This is a genomic window from Cellulosimicrobium sp. XJ-DQ-B-000, from assembly GCF_031119065.1.
Lineage (GTDB): Bacteria > Actinomycetota > Actinomycetes > Actinomycetales > Cellulomonadaceae > Cellulosimicrobium > Cellulosimicrobium funkei.
The window spans coordinates 444920-468411 of sequence record NZ_JAVHYN010000001.1 but is presented as its reverse complement, the minus strand read 5'-3'; the positions used below and the strand labels follow the sequence as shown (position 1 = coordinate 468411).

Sequence of the window (23492 nt, the reverse complement as noted above, 5' to 3'; positions counted from 1 at the left end):
CTACGCCAGGAGCAGCGCGGCAGCGAGGAGCACGACGGGCGAGCCGACCGTCGTGACGAGGATCGTGTCGCGCGCGAGGATCTCGCCGCGCCCGAACCGTGCCGCGTAGTTGTAGACGTTCTGCGCGGTGGGCAGCGCGGCGAGCGTGACCGCCGAGGCGACGGCCGCGTCGTCGAGCCCGAGCACGAGCCGGGCGACGACGAACGCGACCACCGGCATCACGACGAGCTTCGCGGCGCTCGCGACGCCGACGGCCGCGCGCGGCTCGCCGCGCCGGAGCGGGCGCGTGCCGTGCAGCGACATGCCGAACGCGAGCAGGATCATGGGGATCGCGGCGCCGCCGAGGATGTCGAGCGGGGCCATGACCGCGACCGGCGGCGTCCAGCCGCTCACGGAGACGACGGCGCCCGCGAGCGACCCGAGGATGATCGGGTTGCGCACGGGCTGGGCGAGCACGAGCCGCCACGACGTCCGTCCGGTCGTCGTCGCGTCGAGCACGAGCAGCGTGAGCGGCGCGAGCACGAGGAGCTGGAGCAGGAGCACCGGCACGACGGCCGTCGCGTCGCCCAGCACGTAGACCGCGACGGGCAGGCCGATGTTGTTCGCGTTCACGTATCCCGAGCCGACGACGCCGACCGTCGCCTCCGGGGCTGGCAGCCGCAGCCAGAGCCGGTCGACGGCCACGAAGACGCCGGCCGTGACGACGGCGGAGGTCGCGGCCACCGCGAGGGGCGCATGGAACAGCGCGCCGACGTCGGCCCGGGCGAGGACGGTGAACAGCAGCGCCGGGCTCGCGACGAAGAATCCGACGCGGTTGAGCGCGGTCCGTGCGTCAGGGCCCCCGACGTCGAGACGTGCGGTGACGTACCCGGCGGCCACGACGACGGCGATGACCGCGAAGCCGGTGAGGACGGCGCCCATGGGCTCAGAGCACCCGGGCGCCCACCGGCCCGGGACGGCGCGCCGCCGTCCCGGGCCGGCCGTGCGCGGGGGTCACGACGAGAGCGCGTCGCGCAGCACGTCGAGGCCCACGGAGCCGAGGTTGAGCGCACGCTCGTGGAACGCCTTCGCGTCGAACTGCTCGCCGCGGGACTGCGCCGCGGCGCGCGCGTCGTCGCGCGTGGCCTCCCACAGGCGCTGCCCGACCTTGTACGACGGCGCCTGCCCCGGCCAGCCGAGGTAGCGGTCGAGCTCGAACCGCACGAACGAGTCGGGCATGTTGACGTTCGCGCGCAGGAACGCGAGCGCCTTGTCGGCGTCCCACGTGCCACCGCCCCACTCCTGCGGGGCGGGGAGCCCGAGGTGCACGCCGATGTCGAGCACGACGCGCGCGGCACGCATGCGCTGCGCGTCGAGCATGCCGAGGCGGTCGCCGTCGTCGTCGAGGAACCCGAGGTCCGCCATGAGGCGCTCCGCGTACAGGGCCCAGCCCTCGCCGTGGCCCGAGACCCAGCACGCGAGGCGGCGCCACGTGTTGAGCGTCGCGCGCGCGTACACGGCCTGGCCGCACTGCAGGTGGTGGCCGGGGACGCCCTCGTGGTAGACGGTCGTCTTCTCGCGCCACGTGTTGAACTCGGTGACGTCCGCGGGCACGGACCACCACATGCGGCCCGGGCGGGAGAAGTCGTCGCTCGGCGGGGTGTAGTAGATCCCGCCGGTCTGCGTCGGCGCGATCATGCACTCGAGGTCGAGCACCGGCGCCGGGATGTCGAAGTGGACGCCGTTCAGCGCGGTGACCGCGGCGTCCGAGGTCTCCTGCATCCAGGCCTTGAGCGCGTCCGTGCCGAGCAGCTTGCGGCTCGGGTCGGCGTCCAGCGCCGCGACCGCGTCCTCGACGCTCGCGCCGGGGCCGGCGATGCGGCGCGCGATCTCCTCCTGCTCCGCGACGACGCGCGCGAGCTCCTCCAGACCCCACGCGTACGTCTCGTCGAGGTCGACCTCGGCGCCGAGGAACGTGCGCGAGAAGAGGGCGTAGCGCTCGCGGCCGACGGCGTCCTCGGTGCGGGCCTGCGGGGCGAGGGTCGTCTCGAGGAAGTCCGCGAGCCGGCCGTACGCCTCGCGCGCGGCGGCGGCGCCGTGCTCGAGCTCCTTGCGCACGAGCGAGCACGCGGCGGAGTCGTCGAGGACGGCGTCGGCCTCGGGGCCCGAGACGAACGTCGTGAAGAAGGAGCCCTGCGGGTCGGCGAGCTCGCGTGACTGCGCCACGCCGATCCGCACCTGGCGGATCGCGGCGACGTTGCCGCGCGACGCCGCCTCCGCGAGCGACGCCATGTAGCCGTCGATCGCGCCGGGAAGGCCGTTCAGGCGGGCCGCGATGTTCTCCCACGCCTCGACCGTGCCCGTCGGCATGATGTCGAAGACGTCGCGCAGCTCCTGCACGGGCGACGCGATGTTGTTGAGGCTCGCGAGCGGCTCGCCGGCCTCGTGCAGCTCGAGCTGCAGGCCGATGCGCTCGCGCATCGCCGCGAGGGTGACGCGGTCGACGTCGTCGACCGGCTCGAGACCGTCGAGCTCGCGCAGCACCGCGCGGTCGGCCTCGGCGCGCGCCTCGTGCCCGGCGGGGGACAGGTCGGTGACGAGGTGGTCGTAGCCGGACAGGCCCATCGAGGTGGCGGCCAGCGGGTCGAGCTCGGCGACCTGCGTGACGTACGCCTCGGCGACGGCGTCGATCGGCGTGGGAGTGCGGTCGGGGGTCCCGGCGGAGGCGCCGGCGGGGGTGGTGGTGGTGTCGCTCACCCGGACGAGACTACTCGGCGCGGGGCGGGCGCTCCGTCGGATCCTCCGGGACTTTCGGCCCGTCCTGAGGTGCCCCGTCGCCCGCGACCGGGCGTCCCCCGCGCAGCGCGGCGAGCAGGTCGTCGGCCCAGTCACGGTGGTAGCGCACGAGCAGCACGCCGGTCGCGTCCTCGTCGTCGGTCGCGTGCCAGACGGCGACCGGGTCACCCGGGCGCGGGCCCGCCGTGCCGGTGGGCGCGACGACGCGCACCGGGCGCGCCGTCGCCGCGCCCGAGCTCGTCGTGACGACGAGCGTCCCGCGCACGTCGTGCGCACCGGGCTGCGGGGCGTCGGTGGCCGGTGCGGGCACGGTGAGCGTGCCCGTGGCCCGGACGGGGGCGGCGAGCAGCGCGTCGCGACCGCGCGCGAGGCGCGCCGTGGCGCGGTCGTCCTGGTAGCGCACGAGCGCGAGCACGGCCGTCAGCAGCAGGCCGAAGGTCGCGACGACGACGAGCGCCTCCGGCACGGGCCAGCCGCGCGACGCGCCCGCGCGCTGGTAGACGAGGAGCGCGACCGTCGGCACGAAGGCGACCGCCCAGGCCCAGCGTCGCCACGCCGCGACGGGCGCGACGGGCGGCAGCGCCGTCGGGTCGGTCTCGACGGCGTCGGCCGTCGGAGCCTGCTCCACGAGCACCGCCCGCTCGGGCAGCCGACGCACGCGCGGGGAGGTGCCGGGCGTCGTCACGAGCGCAGGCTCCAGCGCCAGGAGTCGGCGTTGTGCCGTCCCGAGCGCCCACCGAAGCTCTTCGCCGTCGCGCCGTCGCCCGTCCCGCGCAGCACGCGCGCCCGGTTGGTCCACTCGTCCACGGGCGCGACGTCGTCGGGCTCGTCGCCGGCCGCGGCCGCCGCGGCGAGCCCGGCCACGAGCGCGGCGACCTCGAGCTCGTCCGGGGCGCCGCGCACGACGCGCACGCTCGGGGTGGCGCCCACCGGCTGCTGCTCGCTCACGCGTCGTCCTCGTGCTCGTCCGTGCCGCGGCCCACGCCCCACTCCGGGACGTCGTAGCCCGCCTCGGTGAGGCGCGCCTGCGCCTCGTGGCCCCACGAGTCCAGCAGCCCGACGACGTCGTCCAGGTCCGGGCCGCCGGGGCGCGAGACGACGACGTACTCCAGGGTGAACGTGTCGTCCTCCAGGTCCGCGGGCGCGGCGTCCGCGTCGTCGGCCTCCTCGCCCTCCGTCGGCTCCCACACGGACGACGTGAGGTCGGGGTGGATGCCGAGCGCCTCGTGCAGCACGTCGAAGAGCTGGGCGTTGAGCGCGCCGACGCGCGCCTCGAGCGCGAGGACGCGCGGGTCCTCGTCCGCCTCCGACGCCCCGAACTCGGCGCGCACCCCCACGGCGGTGCCGACGTACTCGTGCAGCGCCGCGGCGAGCGCGTCGACGACGGCGTGCATCGGTGCCGGGTCGACAGCGCCGAGCGGCGCGGGGCCGTGCGTGGCGTCCTCGTGGCTCATGACCGTCCTTCTCTCGGGCCGCTCGTGCGGCGGGTCGTCGGGGGCGTGCGGTCCGCGACGCTCACAGGGGGATGTTGCCGTGCTTCTTGGGCGGCAGGCTCGCGCGCTTGGTCCGCAGCGCCCGCAGCGCACGCACCACCTGCACGCGCGTCTCGGACGGGCGGATCACCGCGTCCACGTAGCCGCGCTCCGCGGCGTCCCACGGGTTGACGATCGCGTCCTCGTACTCGGCGACGAGGCGCGCGCGCTCCGCCTCGACGTCGTCGCCCGTGTCGGCCGTCCGCTTGAGCGCCGCGCGCTGCAGGATGTTCACCGCGCCGCCCGCGCCCATGACGGCGACCTGCGCCGTCGGCCACGCGAGGTTGACGTCCGCGCCGAGCTGCTTGGACCCCATGACGATGTAGGCGCCGCCGTACGCCTTGCGCGTGATGACCGTGACGAGCGGGACCGTGGCCTCCGCGTAGGCATAGATGAGCTTCGCGCCGCGGCGGATGATGCCCTGGTGCTCCTGGTCGACGCCCGGCAGGAAGCCCGGGACGTCCACGAGCGTGAGCACGGGGATGTTGAACGCGTCGCACGTGCGCACGAACCGCGCCGCCTTCTCGGCCGCGTCGATGTCGAGCGTGCCCGCCATCGCGAGCGGCTGGTTCGCGACGACGCCGACCGACTGGCCCTCCACGTGCCCGAACCCGACCAGCACGTTCTTCGCGAACAGGGGCTGCACCTCGAGGAACGCGCCCTCGTCGAGCACGTGCTCGATCACCGTGCGCATGTCGTACGGCTGCGAGTCCGAGTCCGGGACGAGCGCGTCGAGCTCCTCGTCCTCCTCCGTGACCGCGAGCTCGACGTCGTCGGGCAGGAACGACGGCGCGTCCGACAGGTTGTTCTGCGGCAGGTACGACACGAGGTGGCGCACGTAGTCGATCGCGTCGTCCTCGTCGCTGCCCAGGTAGTGCGCGACACCGGACCTCTCGTTGTGCGTCAGGCCGCCCCCGAGCTCCTCGAAGCCCACGTCCTCGCCCGTCACCGCGCGGATCACGTCCGGCCCGGTGATGAACATGTTCGACGTCTTGTCGGCCATGACGATGAAGTCCGTGAGGGCCGGGGAGTACACCGCGCCGCCCGCGCTCGGGCCGAGGATGAGCGAGATCTGCGGGATCACGCCCGACGACGCGACGTTGCGGCGGAAGATCTCCGCGAACTGCGTGAGCGCCGCGACGCCCTCCTGGATGCGGGCCCCGCCGCCGTCGGAGATGCCGATGAGCGGCACCCCGGTGCGCAGCGCGAGGTCCTGCACCTTGGTGATCTTCTGCCCGTGGACCTCGCCGAGGCTGCCGCCGAACACCGTGAAGTCCTGCGAGTACACGCACACCTGGCGGCCGTCGATCGTGCCGTGACCGACGACGACGCCGTCGCCCGCCAGCCGCTTCTTCTCCAGACCGAAGTTGTGGGAGCGGTGCTTCGCGAACGCGTCGAGCTCGACGAAGCTCCCCTCGTCGAGGAGCGCGTCGATGCGCTCGCGGGCCGTCTTCTTGCCGCGCGCGTGCTGCTTGGTCCGCGCTGCCTCCTCGGGCAGCCCGACCGCCTCCGCACGACGGCGGTCGAGGTCGGCGAGCTTCGCCGCGGTCCCGGTGAGGCGGGGCGCGTCGGCGCTCTCGGTCGTCGCGGGCGAGGTCGTCGCAGAGTCCGTCACGCACCCGAGCCTAGTTGGAGGATCGCACCCACTCGATGCGGCCGCCGCCAGCACCGCGGGGGCCTGGGTTGGTGGGTACCCACAACTCGGCCGGTCGCAGGTCGGCCGGTCCCCGCCTCGTGCGGCGCCCGCGCGGTGCGCGAGGATGGCGGGCATGGCGACCGCGCACGACCCCGAGACCCCGTCCGGCGACGAGCGACCCCCGCTGCGGGCCGACTTCCTGCGCGAGCTGCTCGTGGCGCCCGCCGGGCCGCTCGCCCGGCTCGAGGTCGTGCCCGAGTCCGCGTCCACCAACGCGGAGCTCGCGGACGCCGTCGCGCGCGACCCGGCGGCGTGGCCCGCTCCCGCGCTCCTCGTCGCCGAGCACCAGCCCGGGGGCCGCGGCCGGCTCGGCCGCTCGTGGACGACGCCGCCCCGCACCGCCCTGCTCGGCTCCCTCCTCCTGCGGCCCGGCGTGCCGCGCGAGGCCCTGAGCTGGCTCCCGCTGCTCGCCGGGCTCGCGACCGCCCGCGCGCTGCGCGCCACCGCCGGCGTCGAGGCCGTCGTCAAGTGGCCCAACGACGTCCTCGTCCCCGACCCCGGCGCGGGCGAGCCCGCACCGCTGCGCAAGGTCGCCGGCATCCTCGCCGAGGTGCTGCCCGACGGCGGGGTCGTCGTCGGCGTCGGCCTCAACGTCGCGCAGCGGCGCGACGAGCTGCCCGTCCCGACCGCCACCTCGCTCGCCCTCGCCGGAGCCGCGACCACCGACCGGGAGGTCGTGCTCGTCGCGCTGCACGAGGCTTTCGGCGAGGTCCTCGCGCGCTGGCAGGACGCCGGGGGCGACGCGCACGCCGCCGGGCTCGACGCCGACTGCGCCGAGGTCAGCGCGACGCTCGGCACGCGCGTGCGCGTCGAGCGCGTCGCGGGCGGGGACGTCGTCGGGCTCGCGACCGGGCTCGCCCCCGACGGCGGCCTCGAGGTCCGCCTCGACGACGGCACGACGACCGTCCACCACAGCGGCGACGTGCACCACCTGCGCCCCCACGCCTGACCGGCCCACGCCTGACCGGCCCCCGACGGCCCCCCGAGATCGGCGGTCCGCGGCCGGATCGGCGGTCGTGCGTGCCGATCTCGCGTGCGCCTGCCGACGTCGACGAGCCCGGCCGAGGAATAGGATCGCCGGGTGCCAGTGGACCCGGAGAACGAGCTCGCCCCCGCACCGTCCGCGACGACCGCGGAGGACGGCGCGCCGACCACCGAGGCCGAGGCGACCGAGGCGGTGCTCGACGAGGCGCTCCTCGGAGGACCCCGCACCCTGACCGTCGAACGGCTCGCCGAGCGGGCCGGCGTCGACGAGGACCGCGTCCGCGCCTACTGGCAGGCGCTCGGCCTCCCGCTCACCGAGGGTGAGGAGCACGCCTTCACCGAGCGCGACGCGCAGGCGCTCGCGGACGTGTTCGCGTTCGCCGAGCAGGAGCAGCTCGACCAGCGCGCGCTCACGACGCTCATCCGTTCGACGGGGCACACGACCGAGCGCCTCGTGCTGTGGCAGGTCGAGGCGCTCGTCGAGCACCTCACGCGGCGCTTCGACCTCGACGACACGAGCGCGCGCCTGCTCGTGCTCGACCGGCTGCCCGAGCTCGCGCCCGTCCTCGAGGAGCAGCTCCTGCACGCGTGGCGGCGCCAGCTCGCGGCCGTCGCCGGGAGGTTCGCGGTCGAGTTCTCCGACGCCCGCGCGACCGCGGTCGACGAGCACGAGCTCCCGCTCCCGCGTGCGGTCGGGTTCGCGGACATCGTCTCCTTCACGCAGCGCACGCGCGGGCTCGGCTCGAGCGAGCTCGCCGAGTTCGTGCAGCTCTTCGAGACGAGCGCGCGCGACGTCATCACCGCGGCGGGCGGTCGCGTCGTCAAGACGATCGGCGACGCGGTGCTCTACGTGGCCGACGACGTCGCGACCGGCGCGCGCGTCGCGCTCGGCCTGGCCGCGGCGGGCGGCCGCGAGGAGGACGTCGACGTGCCGCCCGTGCGCGTGAGCCTCGTGTGGGGACGCGTGCTGTCCCGGTTCGGCGACGTGTTCGGCCCGAGCGTCAACCTCGCGGCGCGACTGGTCGACATCGCCGACCCGACGACCGTGCTCGTCGACCGCGAGACCGCGGGCCTGCTCGCCGGCGACCAGCGGTTCGCGCTCACGGCGCAGCCCGAGACGGAGGTGCAGGGTCTCGGCACGATCGAGCCCGTGCGCCTCCAGTGGGCCTACCGCGGCTGACCGGCTGCGCCGGGCGCGCGGTCGCCGACGTCCGCCCGCCAGCGCAGGGCCCGGTCAGACGGCCTCGAGGAGCCCCGGGCCGTCGTTCGTCACCGAGTTGACCAGGGTCGAGATCTCGCGCGCGACCATGGGGACGTCGTCGTGCGGGCCGCCGAGCCCGAGGAGGTCGGCGGCGCCCCGCGCGTCGACCGCCGGGTCGAGCCACGCGTCCCAGGCGTCGGACGGCAGGGCGAGCGGCATGCGGTCGTGGATCTCGGCGAGGTAGGGCGCCGCGTCGGTCGTGATGATGGTCGTCGAGACGAGCCAGCGGTCCGGGTCGTCGTCCGCCTTGGTGCGGTCGCGCCAGAACTCGTAGAGCCCCGCGAACGCGGCGCTGCGCCCGTCGCCGGGCGCGATCCAGTACGGCTGCTTGGGGACCTTGCCCCGGCGCGCCGGCGCGCCCGCGGACCCGGCGGGGGACGCGCCGTCGGGCAGGACGCGCCACTCGTAGTAGCCGTCGGCGGGCACGAGGCACCGTCGCACGCCGAACGGCTTGGCGAACGCCGGCTTGTCCAGGATCGACTCCGCGCGCGCGTTGATCATCCGCGCGCCGCCCTTCGGGTCCTTCGACCACGACGGCACGAGGCCCCAGCGCGCGAGCCGCAGCGAGCGGCGCACCTCTCCCGTGTCCTTCGCGGCGCGCTCGACGACGATTCGCACCGGGTCCGTCGGCGCGAGGTTCCACGACGGCGGGAGGAGGCGCGCGTCGTCGGCCACGTCGGCGATCGCGAACTCGTCCGCGAGGTCCTGGGCGTCCCGGAAGGAGGCATAGCGTCCGCACATGCCTCCAGGGTGCCGCACGCCACCCACGCTCGCGCCGGGCCGGCGGGCGCGCGCACGGGGAGGGCCGCCGGGGGAGAGCAGGGTCACGCCCGGAAGCCCGGTCCGCACGCGATCGAATCGTTACGATGGGAGTCATGCCACCCTCCTCGGTCGACCCCGCCGTGCCCCGACCGAGATCGTCCGCCCGCTGGGTCCTGCTCCTCGGCGCGCTCGCCACGCTGCCCGCGCTCACGGTGGACATGTACCTCCCGCTCCTGCCCGAGGTGGGCGCCGAGCTCGGTGCGCCCGACTCCCTCGCGCAGCTCACGCTGTCCGGCATGCTCCTCGGTGGCGCGGTCGGGCAGCTCGTCATCGGGCCGCTCTCCGACCGCTACGGCCGTCGTCTGCCCGTGCTCGTCGGGCTCTCGCTGCACGTCGTCACGTCGCTCCTGTGCGCGTTCGCGCCCAACATCGGCATCCTCGTCGGCCTGCGCGTGCTCCAGGGGTTCTTCAACGCGTCCGCGTCCGTCGTCGCGATCGCCGCCATCCGCGACCGGTTCACCGGGTCCGACGCCGCGCGCGTCCTGTCGCGGCTCATGCTCGTCATCGGGCTCGCGCCGCTCCTCGCGCCCTCCCTCGGGTCGTTCATCGGCGCGCACGCCACCTGGCGGGCGGTCTTCTGGGTCCTCGCGCTCGGCGGCGTCGTCCTCGGCGCGATCGTCCTGTTCTTCATGCCCGAGTCCCTGCCGCTCGAGCGGCGTCGCCCCGCCGGGGCGCGCACCGTCCTGCGCGGGTACGCAGGCCTCCTGCGCGACCGGCACTTCGTCGCGCTCGCCGTGCTCCCCGGCCTCGGGCAGGCCGTCCTCATGAGCTACGTCGTCGGCTCACCCTTCGTCCTGCAGGAGGGGTACGGGCTGAGCCACGGGCAGTTCGCGCTCCTGTTCGCCGTGAACGGCATCGGGCTCGTGCTGTCGGCGCAGGCGAACGCCGCGCTCGTCCGCCGCGTCGCACCCGTGCGGCTGCTGCGGACGGCGCTCGTCGTGCAGGGCGTGTTCGCCGTCGGCCTCCTCGTGGTCGCCCTGACGGGGGCGGGCGGGATCGTCGGGATCGTCGCCGCGCTGTTCCTCGTCCTGTCGATGCAGGGCCTCATCCCCGCGAACGCCTCCGCGCTCGCGCTGACCCGGCACGGCGAGATCGCCGGCACCGCCGCCGCGGTCATCGGCGCGTTCCAGGCAGGCGTCGCGGGGCTCGTGAGCCCGCTCGTCGGCGTCCTCGGCGGCGACGCCGTCGCGATGTCCACCGTCATGCTCGGGGCGGTCGTCGCGTCGATCCTCGTGCTCGCGCTCGCCACGCCGGCGTTCCGCCGCGGGGGCTGGCACACGCCCGTCTGACCCGGTCTTCGCCGCCCTTTCACACGTCCTCCCGCTGGTCCGGCGCACGCATTCGCGCCCGACCCTCTACTCTCGGACCGTGCCGAAGACCGCCCCCGCCTCGCCGCCCGCACGCGCGAGGTCCCGCGCGACGCAGGAGACACGCTCCCGCAAGGGGGCGACGGACAAGCCCGCCGGGGGCCCGCACCACGCCCGCGCGCTCCGCTCGCACCGCGTCGCCCGGGCGATCGGGCTGGTCCTCACCGGCGCGTTCGTCTTCCTGGCCGTCGGCGCCGGAGCCGTGTACCTCGACCTCAAGTCGAAGATCACCGTGAGCGACGTGTCCGAGTACGTGGTCGGCATGCCGACCGAGGAACCACCGAAGGACCCGTCCGACCCGTTCGCCGGCAAGGCGCTCAACATCCTCGTCATGGGCACGGACTACCGCGACGCCGAGAACGCCGCGCTCGCGGGCGAGGAGGAGGGAATGCGGTCCGACACCACGTTCATCGTGCACGTGTCCGGCGACCGCACGCGCATGGAGGTCGTGTCGATCCCGCGCGACTCGCTCGTCGACCTGCCCGCGTGCAAGCTTCCCGACGGGTCGATGTCCTCGCCGCGCCGCAACACCATGTTCAACGAGGCGTTCCAGATCGGGTCGGGCGGCGTCGACGACATGGACGCGGCCGCCGGCTGCACGATCTCGTCGGTCTACAGCCTCACGGGCGTGCCCATCACCAACCACGTCGTGGTCAAGATGACCGGGGTCGTCGGCGTGGTCGACGCTATCGACGGCGTGACCATGTGCTTCCCGGAGCCGATCAAGGAGGATCCGCGGTACGGCACCCTCGACCTGCCCGCCGGCGAGCACACGCTCAACGGTCACGAGGCGATCGGTTTCCTCCGGGCACGGCACGGCAAGGGCATGGGACTCGAGATGGGCTCCGACCTCACGCGCATCGCCCGGCAGCAGGCGTTCATCGACTCGGCGGTGCGCGAGCTGCTCTCGCAGAACATCATCACCAACTCGCCCCAGCTCTACGGGGTCATCGAGGCCGTGCTCGGCTCGATCAGCGCGGACCCCACCATCGCCGACCCGACGGCGCTCGCCGGGCTCGCGTTCAGCCTGCGGGCCATCAAGCCCTCCGAGGTCGTCTTCACCCAGGTCCCCGTCGTGGACGCGGCGAGCGACCGCAACCGCGTCGAGTGGACGGCGGAGGCCGACGCGATCTGGCAGCGGCTGATCGACGACGCACCCCCGCCCGGCCACGAGCCCGTCACGGACCCGCGCGACGACGCCACGGCCCCCGCGGACGGCGCGACCGACCCCGGAGCGGGGACCGACCCGGGCACCACCGACCCCGGGACCGGTGCCGTCGACCCTGGCACGGGCGCGACGGACCCGGGAGCGGGGACCGACCCGGGTGCCGGCGCGACGGAAGCGCCACGCGACGGCGTGTGCCCCTGACGTCGCTCAGGGCCGCGACGCGCCGAGCGCGGCCAGGCGTCGCACGGCCTCGTGCAGGACGTCCTCGCGCTTGACGAACGTGAACCGGACGCGCGACGCGAGCGCGCGCGCCGTCGTCGACCCCGGGGTGCAGAACGCGCTCACGGGGACGGCCACGACGCCCGCGAGGGCGGGCAGCTCGCGGCACAGCGCTGTGCCGTCCTCGAATCCGAGCGCGGCGCCGTCGGCGATGACGAAGTACGTGCCCTGCGGCACGACGACGTCGAACCCCGCGCGGACCAGGCCCTCGCACAGCAGGTCACGGCGTGCGGCGAGCGAGTCGGCGAGCGCGCGCGGGGTCTCGTCGTCCGCGAGCGCGTCGGCGATCGCGGGCTGGAACGGCGCGCCCGACGTGTAGGTGAGGAACTGCTTCACCGTGCGGACCGCCGTCACGAGGGGCGCGGGCCCGTGCAGCCACCCCACCTTCCACCCCGTGAACGAGAACGTCTTGCCGGCCGAGGAGATGGTGATCGTCCGCTGCCGCATCCCCGGCAGCGTCGCGATCGGCACGTGCCGGGCGTCGTCGAACGTCAGGTGCTCGTACACCTCGTCCGTGACGACCACGACGTCGTGCCGGCGCGCGACGGCGGCGATCGCGTCGAGCTCGTCGAGGTCGAGGACCGTGCCCGTCGGGTTGTGCGGCGAGTTCACGACGATCAGGCGCGTCCGGTCGGTGACAGCGGCGCGCAGCGCGTCCACGTCGAGCCGGAAGCGGTCGGGGCCGGGGAGCAGGGGAACCGTGACGTGGCGCGCACCCGCGAGCGCGATGCACGCGGCGTGGGAGTCGTAGAACGGCTCCAGCGTCACGACGTCGTCGCCCGGCCCGGCGAGCGCGAGGATCGTCGCCGCGAGCGCCTCGGTGGCGCCCGTCGTCACGAGCACCTCGGTCTCCGGGTCCGGGTCCAGGCCGTAGTGGCGGAGCTGGTGGCTCGCGACGGCGTTGCGCAGCTCGAGGACGCCCGGGCCCGGCGGGTACTGGTTGTGGCCGTCCTCGATCGCGCGCACCGCGGCGTGCTTCACCGCGGCCGGGCCGTCGACGTCCGGGAAGCCCTGCCCGAGGTTGATCGCCCCGGTGCGCTGCGCGAGCGCCGTCATCTCGGCGAAGATCGTCGCCGCGACCGCGCCGTCGGCCCCCAGGAGGCCCGTGGCGCGCGCGGCGGCCTGCCAGCGGCCGGGCGGGAGGTCCGTCATGGCCCGACCCTAGCCGTCGCGACGACCACGATGTGGGACGCCGGAAGGGGGGTCCCCTCTCGACGGCGCGGGATTCCGGGGCGCCCGCGACCTTGTCCACAGGGGCGGTTCACGGGGGCGCGTCCATGCCCTACTCTCTGGCGCAGATCGTTGACGACCGGCGGGGCAGCCGGCCGACGGAGCAGGGGGAATGCTCGACATGTCTACGGACACGCACGCCGTCGGCGTGCTCGAGGGCGAGGTGCGCGAGCTTGTCCGACGGCGCGGGGTGGACCCCGCGCGCGACCGCGCGGCCGTCGACCAGCTCGTGCGCGACGTCGTCGCGGACTACGAGACGCGCAGCGCGCTCGGGGCCGTCGCGCCGCTCGCCGACCCCGCCGCTGCCGGTCGCGCGGTCGTCGACGCCGTCGCCGGGCTGGGGCCGCTCCAGCCCTACCTCGACGACCCGGAGATCGAGGAGATCTGGATCAACGCGCCCTCCCAGGTGTTCGTGGCGCGCAGCGGCTCGTCGGAGCTGACGACGACGATCCTCACGGCACAGCAGGTGCGCGACCTCGTGGAGCAGATGCTGCGGTCGTCCGGGCGTCGGCTCGACCTGTCGAGCCCGTTCGTCGACGCGTGCCTGCCGGGCGGGGAGCGGCTGCACGTCGTCATCCCCGACGTCACGCGCAGCGAGTGGGCGGTGAACATCCGCAAGCACGTCGTCCGGGCGTCGCACCTGGACGACCTGGTCCGGCTCGGCGCGCTCCCGCCCCAGGCCGCCGCCTTCCTCGACGCGTCCGTGCGGGCCGGGCTGAACATCCTCGTCGCGGGAGCCACGCAGGCGGGCAAGACGACGATGCTCAACGCCCTCGCCGGGTCGGTCCCGCCCGCGCAGCGCGTCGTCACGTGCGAGGAGGTGTTCGAGCTGCGCTTCGCCGTGCGCGACGTCGTGTCGCTCCAGTGCCGGCAGCCGAGCCTCGAGGGCACGGGCGAGATCCCCCTGCGGCGCCTGGTGAAGGAGGCGCTGCGCATGCGCCCGGACCGCATCGTCATCGGCGAGGTCCGCGAGGCGGAGAGCCTCGACCTGCTCGTCGCGCTGAACGCCGGAGTCCCGGGGATGTGCACGATCCACGCGAACTCCGCCCGGGAGGCGATCACCAAGATGTGCACGCTGCCCCTGCTCGCGGGCGAGAACGTCTCGGACCGCTTCGTGGTGCCGACGGTCGCGTCCGCGATCGACCTCGTCGTGCACCTGGGCGTCGACGCCGACGGGCGTCGCGGCGTGCGCGAGATCCTCGGTGTGACGGGCCGCGTCGAGCAGGGCGTCGTGGAGGCCGCGGAGATCTTCGTCCGCTCGGGCGACCGTCTGGTGCGCGCGGGCGGTTTCCCGCCGCGCGCCGAGCGCTTCGCCCGCGCGGGCATCGACCTGGCAGCGGTCCTGCGGGCGGGCCCGGCCGGGGCCGACGTGCTCGACGGCGCCGCGCCGACGAGGGTGGGCTGACCGTGGGCGTGGCGGTGGGCCTCCTCCTCGGCGCGGGGCTGTTCTGCGTCTGGTGGTCGTTCTGGGCGCCCGGGCCCCCGCGCGTGCGTCGTGCCGACGGGTGGGCGGCACGCACGCAGGACCTGCTCGTCCAGGCCGGCGCACCGGCAGTGACACCCGGTGCCCTGGTGGTCGCGAGCGTCGGCGTCGGGCTCGTCGTCCTCGTGGTCGGGACCGTCCTCGCGCGGTCGTGGACGATCGCGGCCTGCTTCGGTGTGATCGCCGCGGGAGCGCCCTCCCTCCTCGTGCGGTCCCGCGCCCGGCGGCGGCGTGCGCGGCTCCGGGAGGTCTGGCCCGAGGTGCTGGACCACCTGTCCTCGGGCGTGCGCGCGGGGCTGTCGCTGCCCGAGGCCGTCGGTCAGCTCGGCGAGCGCGGTCCGGTCGAGCTGCGCGAGCCGTTCACCCAGTTCGCGCGGGACTACCGCGCGTCCGGCCGGTTCGGGGAGTGCCTCGACCTGCTCAAGGACCGGCTCGCGGACCCTGTCGCCGACCGCATCGTCGAGGCGCTCCGCATCACGCGGGACGTCGGCGGCACCGACCTGGGTCGCCTCCTGCGCACCCTGTCTACCTTCTTGCGCGAGGACGCCCGCACGCGCGGTGAGCTCGAGGCCCGCCAGTCGTGGACCGTGAACGGGGCGCGCCTCGCGGTCGCCGGCCCGTGGGTCGTGCTCGGCTTCCTCGCGACGCGCCCGGAGACGGCGGCCGCGTACAACACGATGGCGGGTGCGGTCGTCCTGGCCGCCGGCGCCGCGTGCTCCGCGGCGGCGTACCAGCTGATGCTGCGGATCGGGCGGCTGCCCGAGGAAGAGCGGGTGCTGCGATGAGCGCCGTCGACGTGTCCTGGACCGGTGCCGCGCTCGGCGCGCTCGGCGGGCTGGGTGTCCTCCTCGTGGTCGCCGGGCTCCGGGGGCGGTCGATCCGCCTCGACGAGCGGCTCGCGCCCTATCTGCGCACCCATGACCGCACGTCCGTCCTGCTGCGCGACCACCCCGTGCGATCACCCTTCCCGACCCTCGAACGACTCCTCGCGCCGCTGCTCGCCGACGCGGGCCGCGCGCTGGAACGGTTCGGCTCGACGGCGTCCGACGTCCGGCGCCGCCTCGACCGTGCCGGCCGCGGACGCAGCGTCGAGCAGTTCCGCGCACGGCAGCTCGTGTGGGGCGTCGTCGGGCTCGGCGGCGGGACGGCGCTCGCCGTGCTGCTCGCGGCGACGCGGGGGTCGTCCGTCGCCGCACTGGTGGTCCTCGTGCTGCTGTGCGGCGTCGGCGGTGTGCTCGCGTGCGACCACGCGCTGACCCGCGCCGTGCGACGTCGGGAGGAGCGCATGCTCGCCGAGTTCCCCACGGTCGCCGAGCTCCTGGCGCTCGCGGTGAACGCGGGCGAGGGGCCGGTCGCGGCGCTCGAGCGCGTCGCGACCACCGCGCACGGCGAGCTCTCCGGCGAGCTGCGCACGACCCTCGCGACCGTGCGTGCCGGGACCCCGCTCGCCCGGGCGCTCGAGCAGCTCGCCGACCGCACCGGGCTGCCGAGCCTCACCCGTTTCGCGGAGGGTGTCGCGGTGGCCGTGGAACGGGGGACCCCGCTCGCCGACGTGCTGCGGGCGCAGGCGCAGGACGTTCGTGAGTCGGGACGTCGCGCGCTCATGGAGGCGGGCGGGAGGAAAGAGGTCCTGATGATGGTCCCCGTCGTCTTCCTCATCCTCCCCGTGACGGTGGTCTACGCCGTCTTCCCGTCGCTCGCGACCCTGCGGCTCGGCTTCTGAGCAGCAGCGACCAAGTGTCCGGGACGACCGCCCGGCACGACCGATCGAAACGACGACGAAGGAGAACCATGCAGGGGTGGAATCGAGGGAACCAGGCGGTGCGCGCCGCAGCGCGCGGCGCGCTCGGGCGGCTGACCGGTCAGGACCCGGAACGCGGCGACGTGCCGGGCTGGGTGCTCATCACCCTGATGACGGCCGGGTTGGTGATCGCCCTCTGGGCCGTCGCCGGGCCGGCGCTGACGCAGGCCTTCAGCAACGCCATCTCGAGCGTCGGCGCCCCCTGAGATGGTGCGTCGCGGTGGTCCGGGAGCCGGCGTCGAGGACCCGGAGCGGGGCTCCGCCGTCGTCGAGTTCACCCTCGTCTCCGTCCTCGTGCTCGTGCTGTTCCTCGGGGTCGTCCAGGTCGCGCTCGCCGTCCACGTGCGCGCGACGCTGGTGGACTGCGCGGCGGAAGGTGCCCGCGTCGCGGGCCGTGCCGACCGTGGCCCGCACGACGGCGCGGACCGCACGCGCGACCTCGTCGTGTCCGCGCTCTCGGCGCGGTACGCGCAGGACGTCGTCGCGCGCCGGACCGTCGTGGACGGTCTGCCCGTCGTCGAGGTCACCGTGACCGCGCCGCTCCCGGTCGTCGGACTGCTCGGCCCGGCCGGAGCACTCACCGTCCGCGGTCACGCGCTGGAGGAGGCCCCGTGACGCGCCTGCTCGCTCGGCTCCGCGCGAGGCTGACGGGGCAGCGCGCGGACCGGGGGAGCGCGGTCGTCGAGTTCCTCGGTGTCGCGCTCGTCCTCCTCCTGCCGGTCCTGTACCTCGTGCTCACGGTGGGGCGGGTGCAGGCCGCGACGTTCGCCGTGGAGGGCGCCTCCCGCGAGGCGGCGCGTGCGTTCGTCACGGCGCCGTCGAGCGACGACGGCGCCCGGCTCGCCTCGGCGGCCGTGGCCCTGGCGCTCGGCGACCAGGGGTTCGCCCCCAGCGCGGGCGGTCTGACGATCGCCTGCTCGTCACAGGTCTGCCTGGAGCCGGGCGGCGAGGTGACGGCGCACGTCCGGCTCGACGTGCCGCTCCCGCTCGTGCCCGAGCTCGTGCGGGGGGTCGTCCCCCTCGCGGTCCCCGTGGAGGCGCGCCACGTCGCGTCCGTCGACGCGTACGCGGCGCGGCGGCCGTGAGCGCCCCGACACCCCTGGGCGCCCCGGCGCCGGGTGATGCGCCCGGACCCGTCGCCGGGCGACGGTCCGGGGCGGTCGTCCGCGGGTCGGCGGCGCTCGTCGCGCGGCTCCGGGGCTCGGACGAGCGGGAGGAGGACGGCCGCATCCTGCTGCTCACGAGCGCGTTCGTCGCGTTCGCGCTGCTCCTCGTGACGGTCGTGGTGAGCGCCACGGAGGTGCACCTCGAACGCAAGCGGCTCTACGCGCTCGCGGATGCGCTCGCCCTCACGGCGGCCGACTCGACGACCCCTGAGACGTTCTACTCCGGCGGCGCCGCGCCGCCGGTCGAGGGTGCCGTCCTCACGCTGACCGACGCCGGGATCCGCGCGGACGTCGACGACTATCTCGCCCGGAACCCCGCGGCGCTCGCCGGTCTGAGCGAGGTCGCGGTGACCGAAGCGTCGACCGGCGACGGGCGCACGGCGTCGGTCGGCCTCGCCGCGCGGGCGCGACCCGCGATGATCAGCTGGGTGACCGGGGCGTGGAGTGATGGCATCATCGTGCGTGCAGAGTCACGTGCCAGAGCGTGGTGAGCACCTGTTGCTGTTCGACGAAGAACGTCCAGGGAAAGGAATACCGCAACGTCGCGTGAGCGCGCTCGCGCGCCTTTGTTCACTTTCTTAACTTTGGATGGCCACTTCTGGTTCGGCCCTGTCAAAACCCCAGGTTCGCCGCTATGGTGATCCGGTCCGACAACAACTCCAACGATGGAGAGCTACAACATGAACGCACGAGCAACGAAGAAGCTCGTCGCCGGGGGTGCCCTCGGTGCGATGCTCATCGGCACGGTCGCCCTCGCGTCCGCCGCCTCCGCCGACCCGGTGGACGGCACCGACGTCGACGTCTCCGTGGAGATCGAGTCCAACGTGGAGCCGGGCAACCTCGCCCTCACCGTCGCCGCGAGCTCGACCACGCTGACCGAGGCCGACGAGTCGTCGGTCGAGGGCACGCGCGAGTTCAACGGTGCGCTGCCGGAGGTCACCGTCACCGACACGCGGACCGAGGTGCCCGAGGGCGCCTACTGGTACGTGCTGGGCAGCGCGTCGGCCTTCACGGGCGACGCGGGCGAGATCGGTGCCGACAACCTCGGCTGGGCCCCGACCCTCGTCGACGGTGGCGACACCGGCCTGGTCTCCGAGGGCGAGCCGGTCGAGCCCTCCCTCGAGAACGGCCCGGGTCTCGTCGACCAGGAGCTCCTGGTCTCGACGTTCGACTCGGCCGAGGTCAACCCCGAGGGTTCCTGGACCGCCGGCGCGAACCTCACGCTGCGCACGGGTGAGGACGTCGCGCCGGGCGCGTACAACTCGACCATCACGCTGTCCCTGTTCGAGGACTGAGCCGTCCCGACGTCCCGGTGACCGGTTCCGACCGGGCACCGACCGAGTAGTCACACGACGGGTCGCACCGTCCCGCACGACCACGGTCGTGCCGGGCGGGCGACCCGTCGTCGTACGGAGAGAAGCCCCTGCGTGATCCCCGCACCAACGCACCCCGCCCGCACCGGGTCCCCGTCCCGCCGCCGCGGGCGTCGTCTCGTCCTGGCCGCGACCGCCCTCGCCCTCGGCCTCCTGCCCGCGACCCCGCTCGCCGTCGGCGCGTCCGCGACGACCGCCGCCACGAGCGCGCACGCCGGCGTCACGAACGCGCAGGCCGACGTCGTGAGCGCTCTGCCGACGGCGCTGCCCCTCGACACCGAGGACCGCATCACGTGGGGCGCCAAGCCCGCGGACGCGAACGGTCCCGACGGGCGTCGCGGCGTCGACCTCGTCGCCGACCCGGGCACGACGGTCGAGGAGCACATCGCCGTCTCGAACTTCAGCGACGTGCCGGCCACGTTCGCGCTCAAGGCCGCGGACGGCTACCTCACCGCCAACGGGCGCTTCAACATGCTCTCCTCGGACCAGGAGTCCACCGACGCGGGGACGTGGTTCACCGTCCAGGAGAGCGTCGATGTGGGCCCGAAGGAGACGGTCGTCGTCCCGTACACGATCACGGTCCCCGAGAACGCGACCCCGGGCGACCACCCGGCGGGCATCGCCGCGTCGGTCACGAGCACGGGCGGCGGCGAGGGCGGGACGAGCGTCGGCGTCGAGAGCCGTGTCGGGTTCCGCGTCACGACGCGCGTCACCGGCGAGGTCCAGCCCGCGCTCGCCGTCGAGGACGTCAAGGCGTCCTACGCGCCGTCGTGGAACCCGTTCGCCGCGGGCGACCTCAGTGTCTCCTACGACGTCGCCAACGACGGCAACGTGCGCCTCGGCGCCGAGGGCCAGGTCGCGACGTCCGCCCTCTTCGGCGCCGTGACGGACGAGGCGACGGCGGAGCCGCTCGGGGAGGTCCTGCCGGGCGGATCCCTGCGGAGCAAGGTCGCGTTCGCCGACGTCTGGCCGCTCGGACCGGTCAGCACGACGATCACCGTCACGCCGACGGTCGTCGGCGACGACCAGGTGGACGCGCCGCTCGACCCGGTCACGGTCACCGTCACCACGTGGGCGGTCCCGTGGCCGCAGCTCCTGCTCCTCGCGATCGTCGTGGTCGTGATCGTGGGCGTCCGGGACGACCGCCGACGCCGGCGCCAGCGCCTCGAGGCGATGCTCGCGAAGGCGCGTGACGAGGGCCGCCAGCAGGCGACGACCGCCGAGCGGGCGCCGTCGACCACGGGCGGCTCCGCCCCGCAGGGCGGCACGAAGGACTGACGGCGACGCGCCGTCGGGCGTGCCCCGCCCGGGGACGCCGAACCCCCGCGGCGGCCCCGCGCGCGGACCCCGCGCGGAGCCCCCGCGCGGTCCCGTCGCCGTCGCCTCGCGCGACGGCGCCGACCGCGCGCGGGGTCGCGTAACCTTGAACCTCGTGGCCATCATCGACTTCCCGTCCGAGATCAAGGCGCTGCGGAGCACGCTCGAGTCCATCGAGAGCGTGAGCGACCCGGAGGAGCTGCGCGCGACGATCGCGAACCTCTCGGAGAAGGCGTCGGCGCCCGACCTGTGGGACGACCCCGACGCGGCGCAGAAGGTGACGTCGGCGCTCTCCGCCGCGCAGTCGGAGCTGGACCGGGTGAAGAAGCTCGGGCAGCGCATCGCCGACGTCGAGACCCTGGTCGAGATGGGCCAGGAGATGGAGGACGAGGACACCCTCGTCGAGGCCGAGAACGAGGTCGCCGCCATCCGCAAGGACCTCGACCAGCTCGAGGTCCGCACCCTGCTCGCCGGCGAGTACGACGCGCGCGAGGCCGTCGTGACGATCCGCGCGGGCGCCGGTGGCGTCGATGCGGCCGACTTCGCCGAGATGCTGCTGCGCATGTACCTGCGCTGGGCGGAGCGCCACGGCTACCCGACCACGGTCCTCGACACGTCGTACGCCGAGGAGGCGGGGCTCAAGTCCGCGACGTTCGAGGTGAAGGCGCCGTACGCGTTCGGCCACCTCTCCGTCGAGGCGGGCACCCACCGCCTCGTGCGCATCTCGCCGTTCGACAACCAGGGCCGTCGCCAGACGTCGTTCGCGGCGGTCGAGGTGATCCCGCTCATCGAGCAGACGGACTCGATCGAGATCCCGGAGTCGGAGATCAAGGTCGACGTGTTCCGGTCCTCGGGCCCGGGCGGGCAGTCGGTCAACACCACCGACTCCGCGGTGCGCATGACGCACATCCCGACGGGCATCGTCGTCTCGATGCAGAACGAGAAGTCGCAGATCCAGAACCGCGCCGCGGCTCTCCGCGTGCTCCAGTCCCGCCTGCTGCTCGTGCGCCAGGAGGAGGAGAACGCGAAGAAGAAGGAGCTCGCGGGCGACATCAAGGCGAGCTGGGGCGACCAGATGCGCTCCTACGTGCTGCAGCCGTACCAGATGGTCAAGGACCTGCGCACCGAGCACGAGGTGGGCAACCCCTCGGCGGTGTTCGACGGCGACATCGACGACTTCATCGAGGCCGGGATCCGCTGGCGCCGCGGGGTGCAGAAGGAGGCCTGACCTTCCGCGGCCGCCCCGGGCCGATTGATCCGAGCAACGGATCGATGCACCCGGGCGCGGCGTGTCCGCCCCGCCGGGCCGGAGACACATGCCTACCCTCGGGATCGTGCGACGAACCCCGTTCGTCCACGGATCGACCCCCGACCCGAGGAACGTGCCGCTGTGATCCGCTTCGAGAACGTCACCAAGGTCTACGCGCGCGGCGCGAGGCCGGCCGTCGACGACGTGTCGTTGGAGGTCCGGCGCGGCGAGTTCGTCTTCCTCGTCGGCGCGTCCGGCTCCGGCAAGTCGACGTGCCTGCACCTCGTCCTGCGCGAGGAGCGCCCGACGAAGGGCAAGGTCTTCGTGGCGGGCCGCGACCTCGGGTCGATGTCGAGCTGGAACGTCCCCAAGCTGCGCCGCCAGATCGGGGTGGTGTTCCAGGACTTCCGCCTGCTGCCCAACAAGACCGTGTTCGAGAACGTCGCGTTCGCGCTCCAGGTGATCGGCAAGCCGCGCCACACCATCGCCATCACGGTGCCCGAGACGCTCGAGATGGTGGGCCTCGCGGGCAAGGAGAAGCGTCGCCCGCACGAGCTCTCCGGCGGTGAGCAGCAGCGCGTCGCCATCGCGCGCGCCATGGTCAACCGCCCGCCGATCCTGCTCGCCGACGAGCCGACCGGGAACCTCGACCCCACGACGTCCCTCGGGATCATGCGCCTGCTCGACCGCATCAACCGCACCGGCACGACCGTCGTGATGGCGACGCACGACGAGGAGATCGTCAACCAGATGCGCCGCCGCGTCGTCGAGCTCGACACCGGCACGCTCGTGCGCGACCAGGCGCACGGCTCCTACGGCGCGCGCGGCCAGGTGATCCCCGACCCGACGGCCGGCCCGGCGCCCGAGTCGGCGCCGACCGCCGTCGTGCGCCGGACGGCACGCCCGTCCGCAGCACCCGACCCGGCGTCGTCCTCGACGCAGGACCCGGCCGAGGCGCCGGACCGGACGCCGGCGACCGGCGCGACGCCCGCGGTCGACGCTTCGGGCCGGCCACCGCTGCCCCGGCGACGCTCGACGCGTCGCCACGTCGACGCGACGGCGGGGGAGTGAGCGGCGTGCGACTCCAGTTCATCCTCGCGGAGCTCGGCCAGGGCCTGCGGCGCAATGTCTCCATGGCCGTCTCCGTCGTGCTGGTCACCTTCGTCTCGCTCACGTTCGTCGGGTCGTCGCTGCTGCTCCAGGCGCAGATCGGCAAGCTCAAGGACGACTGGTACGACAAGGTCGAGGTGTCCGTCTTCCTCTGCCCGGCCGGGTCGCCGTCGCCCACGTGCGCGGCCGGCGAGGCCACGCCCGACCAGATCGCGGCGATCGAGGACCTGTTCGACACCGAGCTCGGCGACGAGATCCAGACGGTCTACTTCGAGTCCAAGGACGACGCGTTCGCGGCGTTCACCGAGCGCTACCCCGACGGGTACCTCGGCACGCAGCTCACGGTCGACGACATGCAGGCGTCCTTCCGGCTCAAGCTCACCAACCCGGAGAACTACGAGGTCGTCAACGACGTCGTGACGGGGCGGCCGGGCGTCGAGGTGGTCGAGGACCAGCGCCGCATCTTCGACTCGCTGTTCCTCGCGCTCAACCGCGCGTCCCTGCTCGCGGCCGGTCTCGCGGCGGTCATGCTGCTCGCGGCCGTGCTGCTCATCACGACGACGATCCGCCTCTCCGCGCTGAGCCGACGGCGCGAGACGGGCATCATGCGGCTCGTCGGGGCGTCGAACCTGTTCATCCAGCTCCCGTTCCTCCTCGAGGGCGCGATCGCCGCCGTGCTCGGCGCGGTCCTGGCGGTGGGCGGGCTCTGGGTCGGCGTGAAGTACCTGGTCACCGACTGGTTGTCCCAGTCCGTGACGTGGGTGGCCTACGTCGACGAGGCGGACGTGCTGCGCATCGCACCCGTGCTCGTCGGGATCGCTTTCCTGCTGGCGGCCGTGTCCTCGGTCGTCACGCTCAACCGCCACACGAGGGTGTGAG

24 protein-coding genes are annotated in these 23492 nt (G+C 74.3%); 16 read left to right on the top strand and 8 right to left on the bottom strand.

The genetic code is table 11. The features are described from left to right. The 6 genes from RDI86_RS02500 to RDI86_RS02475 form a co-directional block, all read right to left on the bottom strand. Positions 1–921 (bottom strand): AEC family transporter, encoded by a 921-nt coding sequence (locus tag RDI86_RS02500; protein WP_061267665.1) that lies wholly within the window; start codon positions 919–921, stop codon positions 1–3. A gap of 72 nt (positions 922–993) precedes the next feature. After that, positions 994–2736, bottom strand: coding sequence for a DUF885 domain-containing protein (locus RDI86_RS02495; RefSeq protein ID WP_061267666.1), 1743 nt, complete (start codon positions 2734–2736; stop codon positions 994–996). Between the two features lie 10 nt (positions 2737–2746). Continuing rightward, positions 2747–3460 carry a hypothetical protein gene (locus RDI86_RS02490; protein ID WP_163184679.1) on the bottom strand — a complete coding sequence of 238 codons (714 nt, stop codon included), beginning with the start codon at positions 3458–3460 and terminating at the stop codon, positions 2747–2749. Then, positions 3457–3723: an acyl-CoA carboxylase epsilon subunit gene (locus tag RDI86_RS02485; protein WP_244550457.1), complete on the bottom strand. Its 267-nt coding sequence runs from the start codon at positions 3721–3723 to the stop codon at positions 3457–3459. The genes RDI86_RS02490 and RDI86_RS02485 overlap by 4 nt, the downstream gene beginning before the upstream one ends. Beyond that, positions 3720–4229, bottom strand: a complete 510-nt coding sequence (locus RDI86_RS02480) for a hypothetical protein (protein ID WP_076405268.1) — start codon at positions 4227–4229, stop codon at positions 3720–3722. The genes RDI86_RS02485 and RDI86_RS02480 overlap by 4 nt, the downstream gene beginning before the upstream one ends. Before the next feature lie 61 nt (positions 4230–4290). Further along, complete coding sequence (locus RDI86_RS02475; RefSeq protein WP_308820619.1) at positions 4291–5922, bottom strand: acyl-CoA carboxylase subunit beta; 1632 nt, start codon at positions 5920–5922, stop codon at positions 4291–4293. A 154-nt stretch (positions 5923–6076) separates the two neighbouring features. Here RDI86_RS02475 and RDI86_RS02470 point away from each other — a divergent pair, with 154 nt between their 5' ends. Together RDI86_RS02470 and RDI86_RS02465 are read left to right on the top strand one after the other, a co-directional pair. After that, positions 6077–6952: a biotin--[acetyl-CoA-carboxylase] ligase gene (locus RDI86_RS02470; RefSeq protein WP_168945759.1), complete on the top strand. Its 876-nt coding sequence runs from the start codon at positions 6077–6079 to the stop codon at positions 6950–6952. A gap of 132 nt (positions 6953–7084) precedes the next feature. Further along, positions 7085–8167, top strand: coding sequence for an adenylate/guanylate cyclase domain-containing protein (locus RDI86_RS02465; RefSeq protein ID WP_369824877.1), 1083 nt, complete (start codon positions 7085–7087; stop codon positions 8165–8167). 54 nt (positions 8168–8221) lie between these two features. Here RDI86_RS02465 and RDI86_RS02460 read toward each other — a convergent pair whose 3' ends face one another. After that, the gene (locus RDI86_RS02460; RefSeq protein ID WP_061267671.1) at positions 8222–8989 is read right to left on the bottom strand and encodes an SOS response-associated peptidase; all 768 of its coding nucleotides are present in this window, start codon (positions 8987–8989) and stop codon (positions 8222–8224) included. 134 nt (positions 8990–9123) lie between these two features. Here RDI86_RS02460 and RDI86_RS02455 point away from each other — a divergent pair, with 134 nt between their 5' ends. Next, the gene (locus RDI86_RS02455) at positions 9124–10359 is read left to right on the top strand and encodes a multidrug effflux MFS transporter (protein ID WP_308820618.1); all 1236 of its coding nucleotides are present in this window, start codon (positions 9124–9126) and stop codon (positions 10357–10359) included. Positions 10360–10438: 79 nt separating this feature from the next. Further along, entirely contained in the window at positions 10439–11806 is a 1368-nt protein-coding gene (locus RDI86_RS02450) for an LCP family protein (protein WP_241005624.1), read from the top strand. A 6-nt stretch (positions 11807–11812) separates the two neighbouring features. Here RDI86_RS02450 and RDI86_RS02445 read toward each other — a convergent pair whose 3' ends face one another. Then, the gene (locus RDI86_RS02445; RefSeq protein ID WP_308820617.1) at positions 11813–13036 is read right to left on the bottom strand and encodes a pyridoxal phosphate-dependent aminotransferase; all 1224 of its coding nucleotides are present in this window, start codon (positions 13034–13036) and stop codon (positions 11813–11815) included. 199 nt (positions 13037–13235) lie between these two features. On the opposite strand from RDI86_RS02445, the gene RDI86_RS02440 reads away from it, so the two are divergent. The 12 genes from RDI86_RS02440 (at position 13236) to ftsX (ending at position 23491) form a co-directional block, all read left to right on the top strand. Then, complete coding sequence (locus tag RDI86_RS02440; RefSeq protein ID WP_128957593.1) at positions 13236–14519, top strand: CpaF family protein; 1284 nt, start codon at positions 13236–13238, stop codon at positions 14517–14519. Between the two features lie 2 nt (positions 14520–14521). Next, the gene (locus RDI86_RS02435) at positions 14522–15382 is read left to right on the top strand and encodes a type II secretion system F family protein (protein ID WP_076405276.1); all 861 of its coding nucleotides are present in this window, start codon (positions 14522–14524) and stop codon (positions 15380–15382) included. After that, positions 15379–16320, top strand: coding sequence for a type II secretion system F family protein (locus tag RDI86_RS02430; protein WP_308820616.1), 942 nt, complete (start codon positions 15379–15381; stop codon positions 16318–16320). Before RDI86_RS02435 ends, RDI86_RS02430 begins: the two co-directional genes overlap by 4 nt. A gap of 68 nt (positions 16321–16388) precedes the next feature. Then, on the top strand, positions 16389–16604 hold the full coding sequence (locus tag RDI86_RS02425) for a hypothetical protein (protein WP_061267677.1): 216 nt from the start codon (positions 16389–16391) through the stop codon (positions 16602–16604). A 1-nt stretch (position 16605) separates the two neighbouring features. After that, on the top strand, positions 16606–17013 hold the full coding sequence (locus tag RDI86_RS02420) for a TadE/TadG family type IV pilus assembly protein (RefSeq protein ID WP_061267678.1): 408 nt from the start codon (positions 16606–16608) through the stop codon (positions 17011–17013). Continuing rightward, positions 17010–17483: a TadE/TadG family type IV pilus assembly protein gene (locus RDI86_RS02415; protein WP_308820615.1), complete on the top strand. Its 474-nt coding sequence runs from the start codon at positions 17010–17012 to the stop codon at positions 17481–17483. Before RDI86_RS02420 ends, RDI86_RS02415 begins: the two co-directional genes overlap by 4 nt. Further along, the gene (locus RDI86_RS02410) at positions 17480–18055 is read left to right on the top strand and encodes a hypothetical protein (RefSeq protein WP_308820614.1); all 576 of its coding nucleotides are present in this window, start codon (positions 17480–17482) and stop codon (positions 18053–18055) included. The genes RDI86_RS02415 and RDI86_RS02410 overlap by 4 nt, the downstream gene beginning before the upstream one ends. Positions 18056–18244: 189 nt before the next feature. Further along, positions 18245–18859 carry a hypothetical protein gene (locus tag RDI86_RS02405; protein ID WP_076405409.1) on the top strand — a complete coding sequence of 205 codons (615 nt, stop codon included), beginning with the start codon at positions 18245–18247 and terminating at the stop codon, positions 18857–18859. A 132-nt stretch (positions 18860–18991) separates the two neighbouring features. After that, positions 18992–20215 carry a WxL protein peptidoglycan domain-containing protein gene (locus tag RDI86_RS02400; RefSeq protein WP_308820613.1) on the top strand — a complete coding sequence of 408 codons (1224 nt, stop codon included), beginning with the start codon at positions 18992–18994 and terminating at the stop codon, positions 20213–20215. A 154-nt stretch (positions 20216–20369) separates the two neighbouring features. Further along, positions 20370–21482, top strand: coding sequence for a peptide chain release factor 2 (gene prfB, locus RDI86_RS02395; RefSeq protein WP_308820612.1), 1113 nt, complete (start codon positions 20370–20372; stop codon positions 21480–21482). Positions 21483–21644: 162 nt separating this feature from the next. Then, entirely contained in the window at positions 21645–22574 is a 930-nt protein-coding gene (gene ftsE / locus RDI86_RS02390) for a cell division ATP-binding protein FtsE (protein WP_308820611.1), read from the top strand. A gap of 5 nt (positions 22575–22579) precedes the next feature. Continuing rightward, positions 22580–23491, top strand: a complete 912-nt coding sequence (gene ftsX, locus RDI86_RS02385; protein ID WP_021483124.1) for a permease-like cell division protein FtsX — start codon at positions 22580–22582, stop codon at positions 23489–23491. The last annotated feature ends 1 nt before the right edge of the window (position 23492 follow it).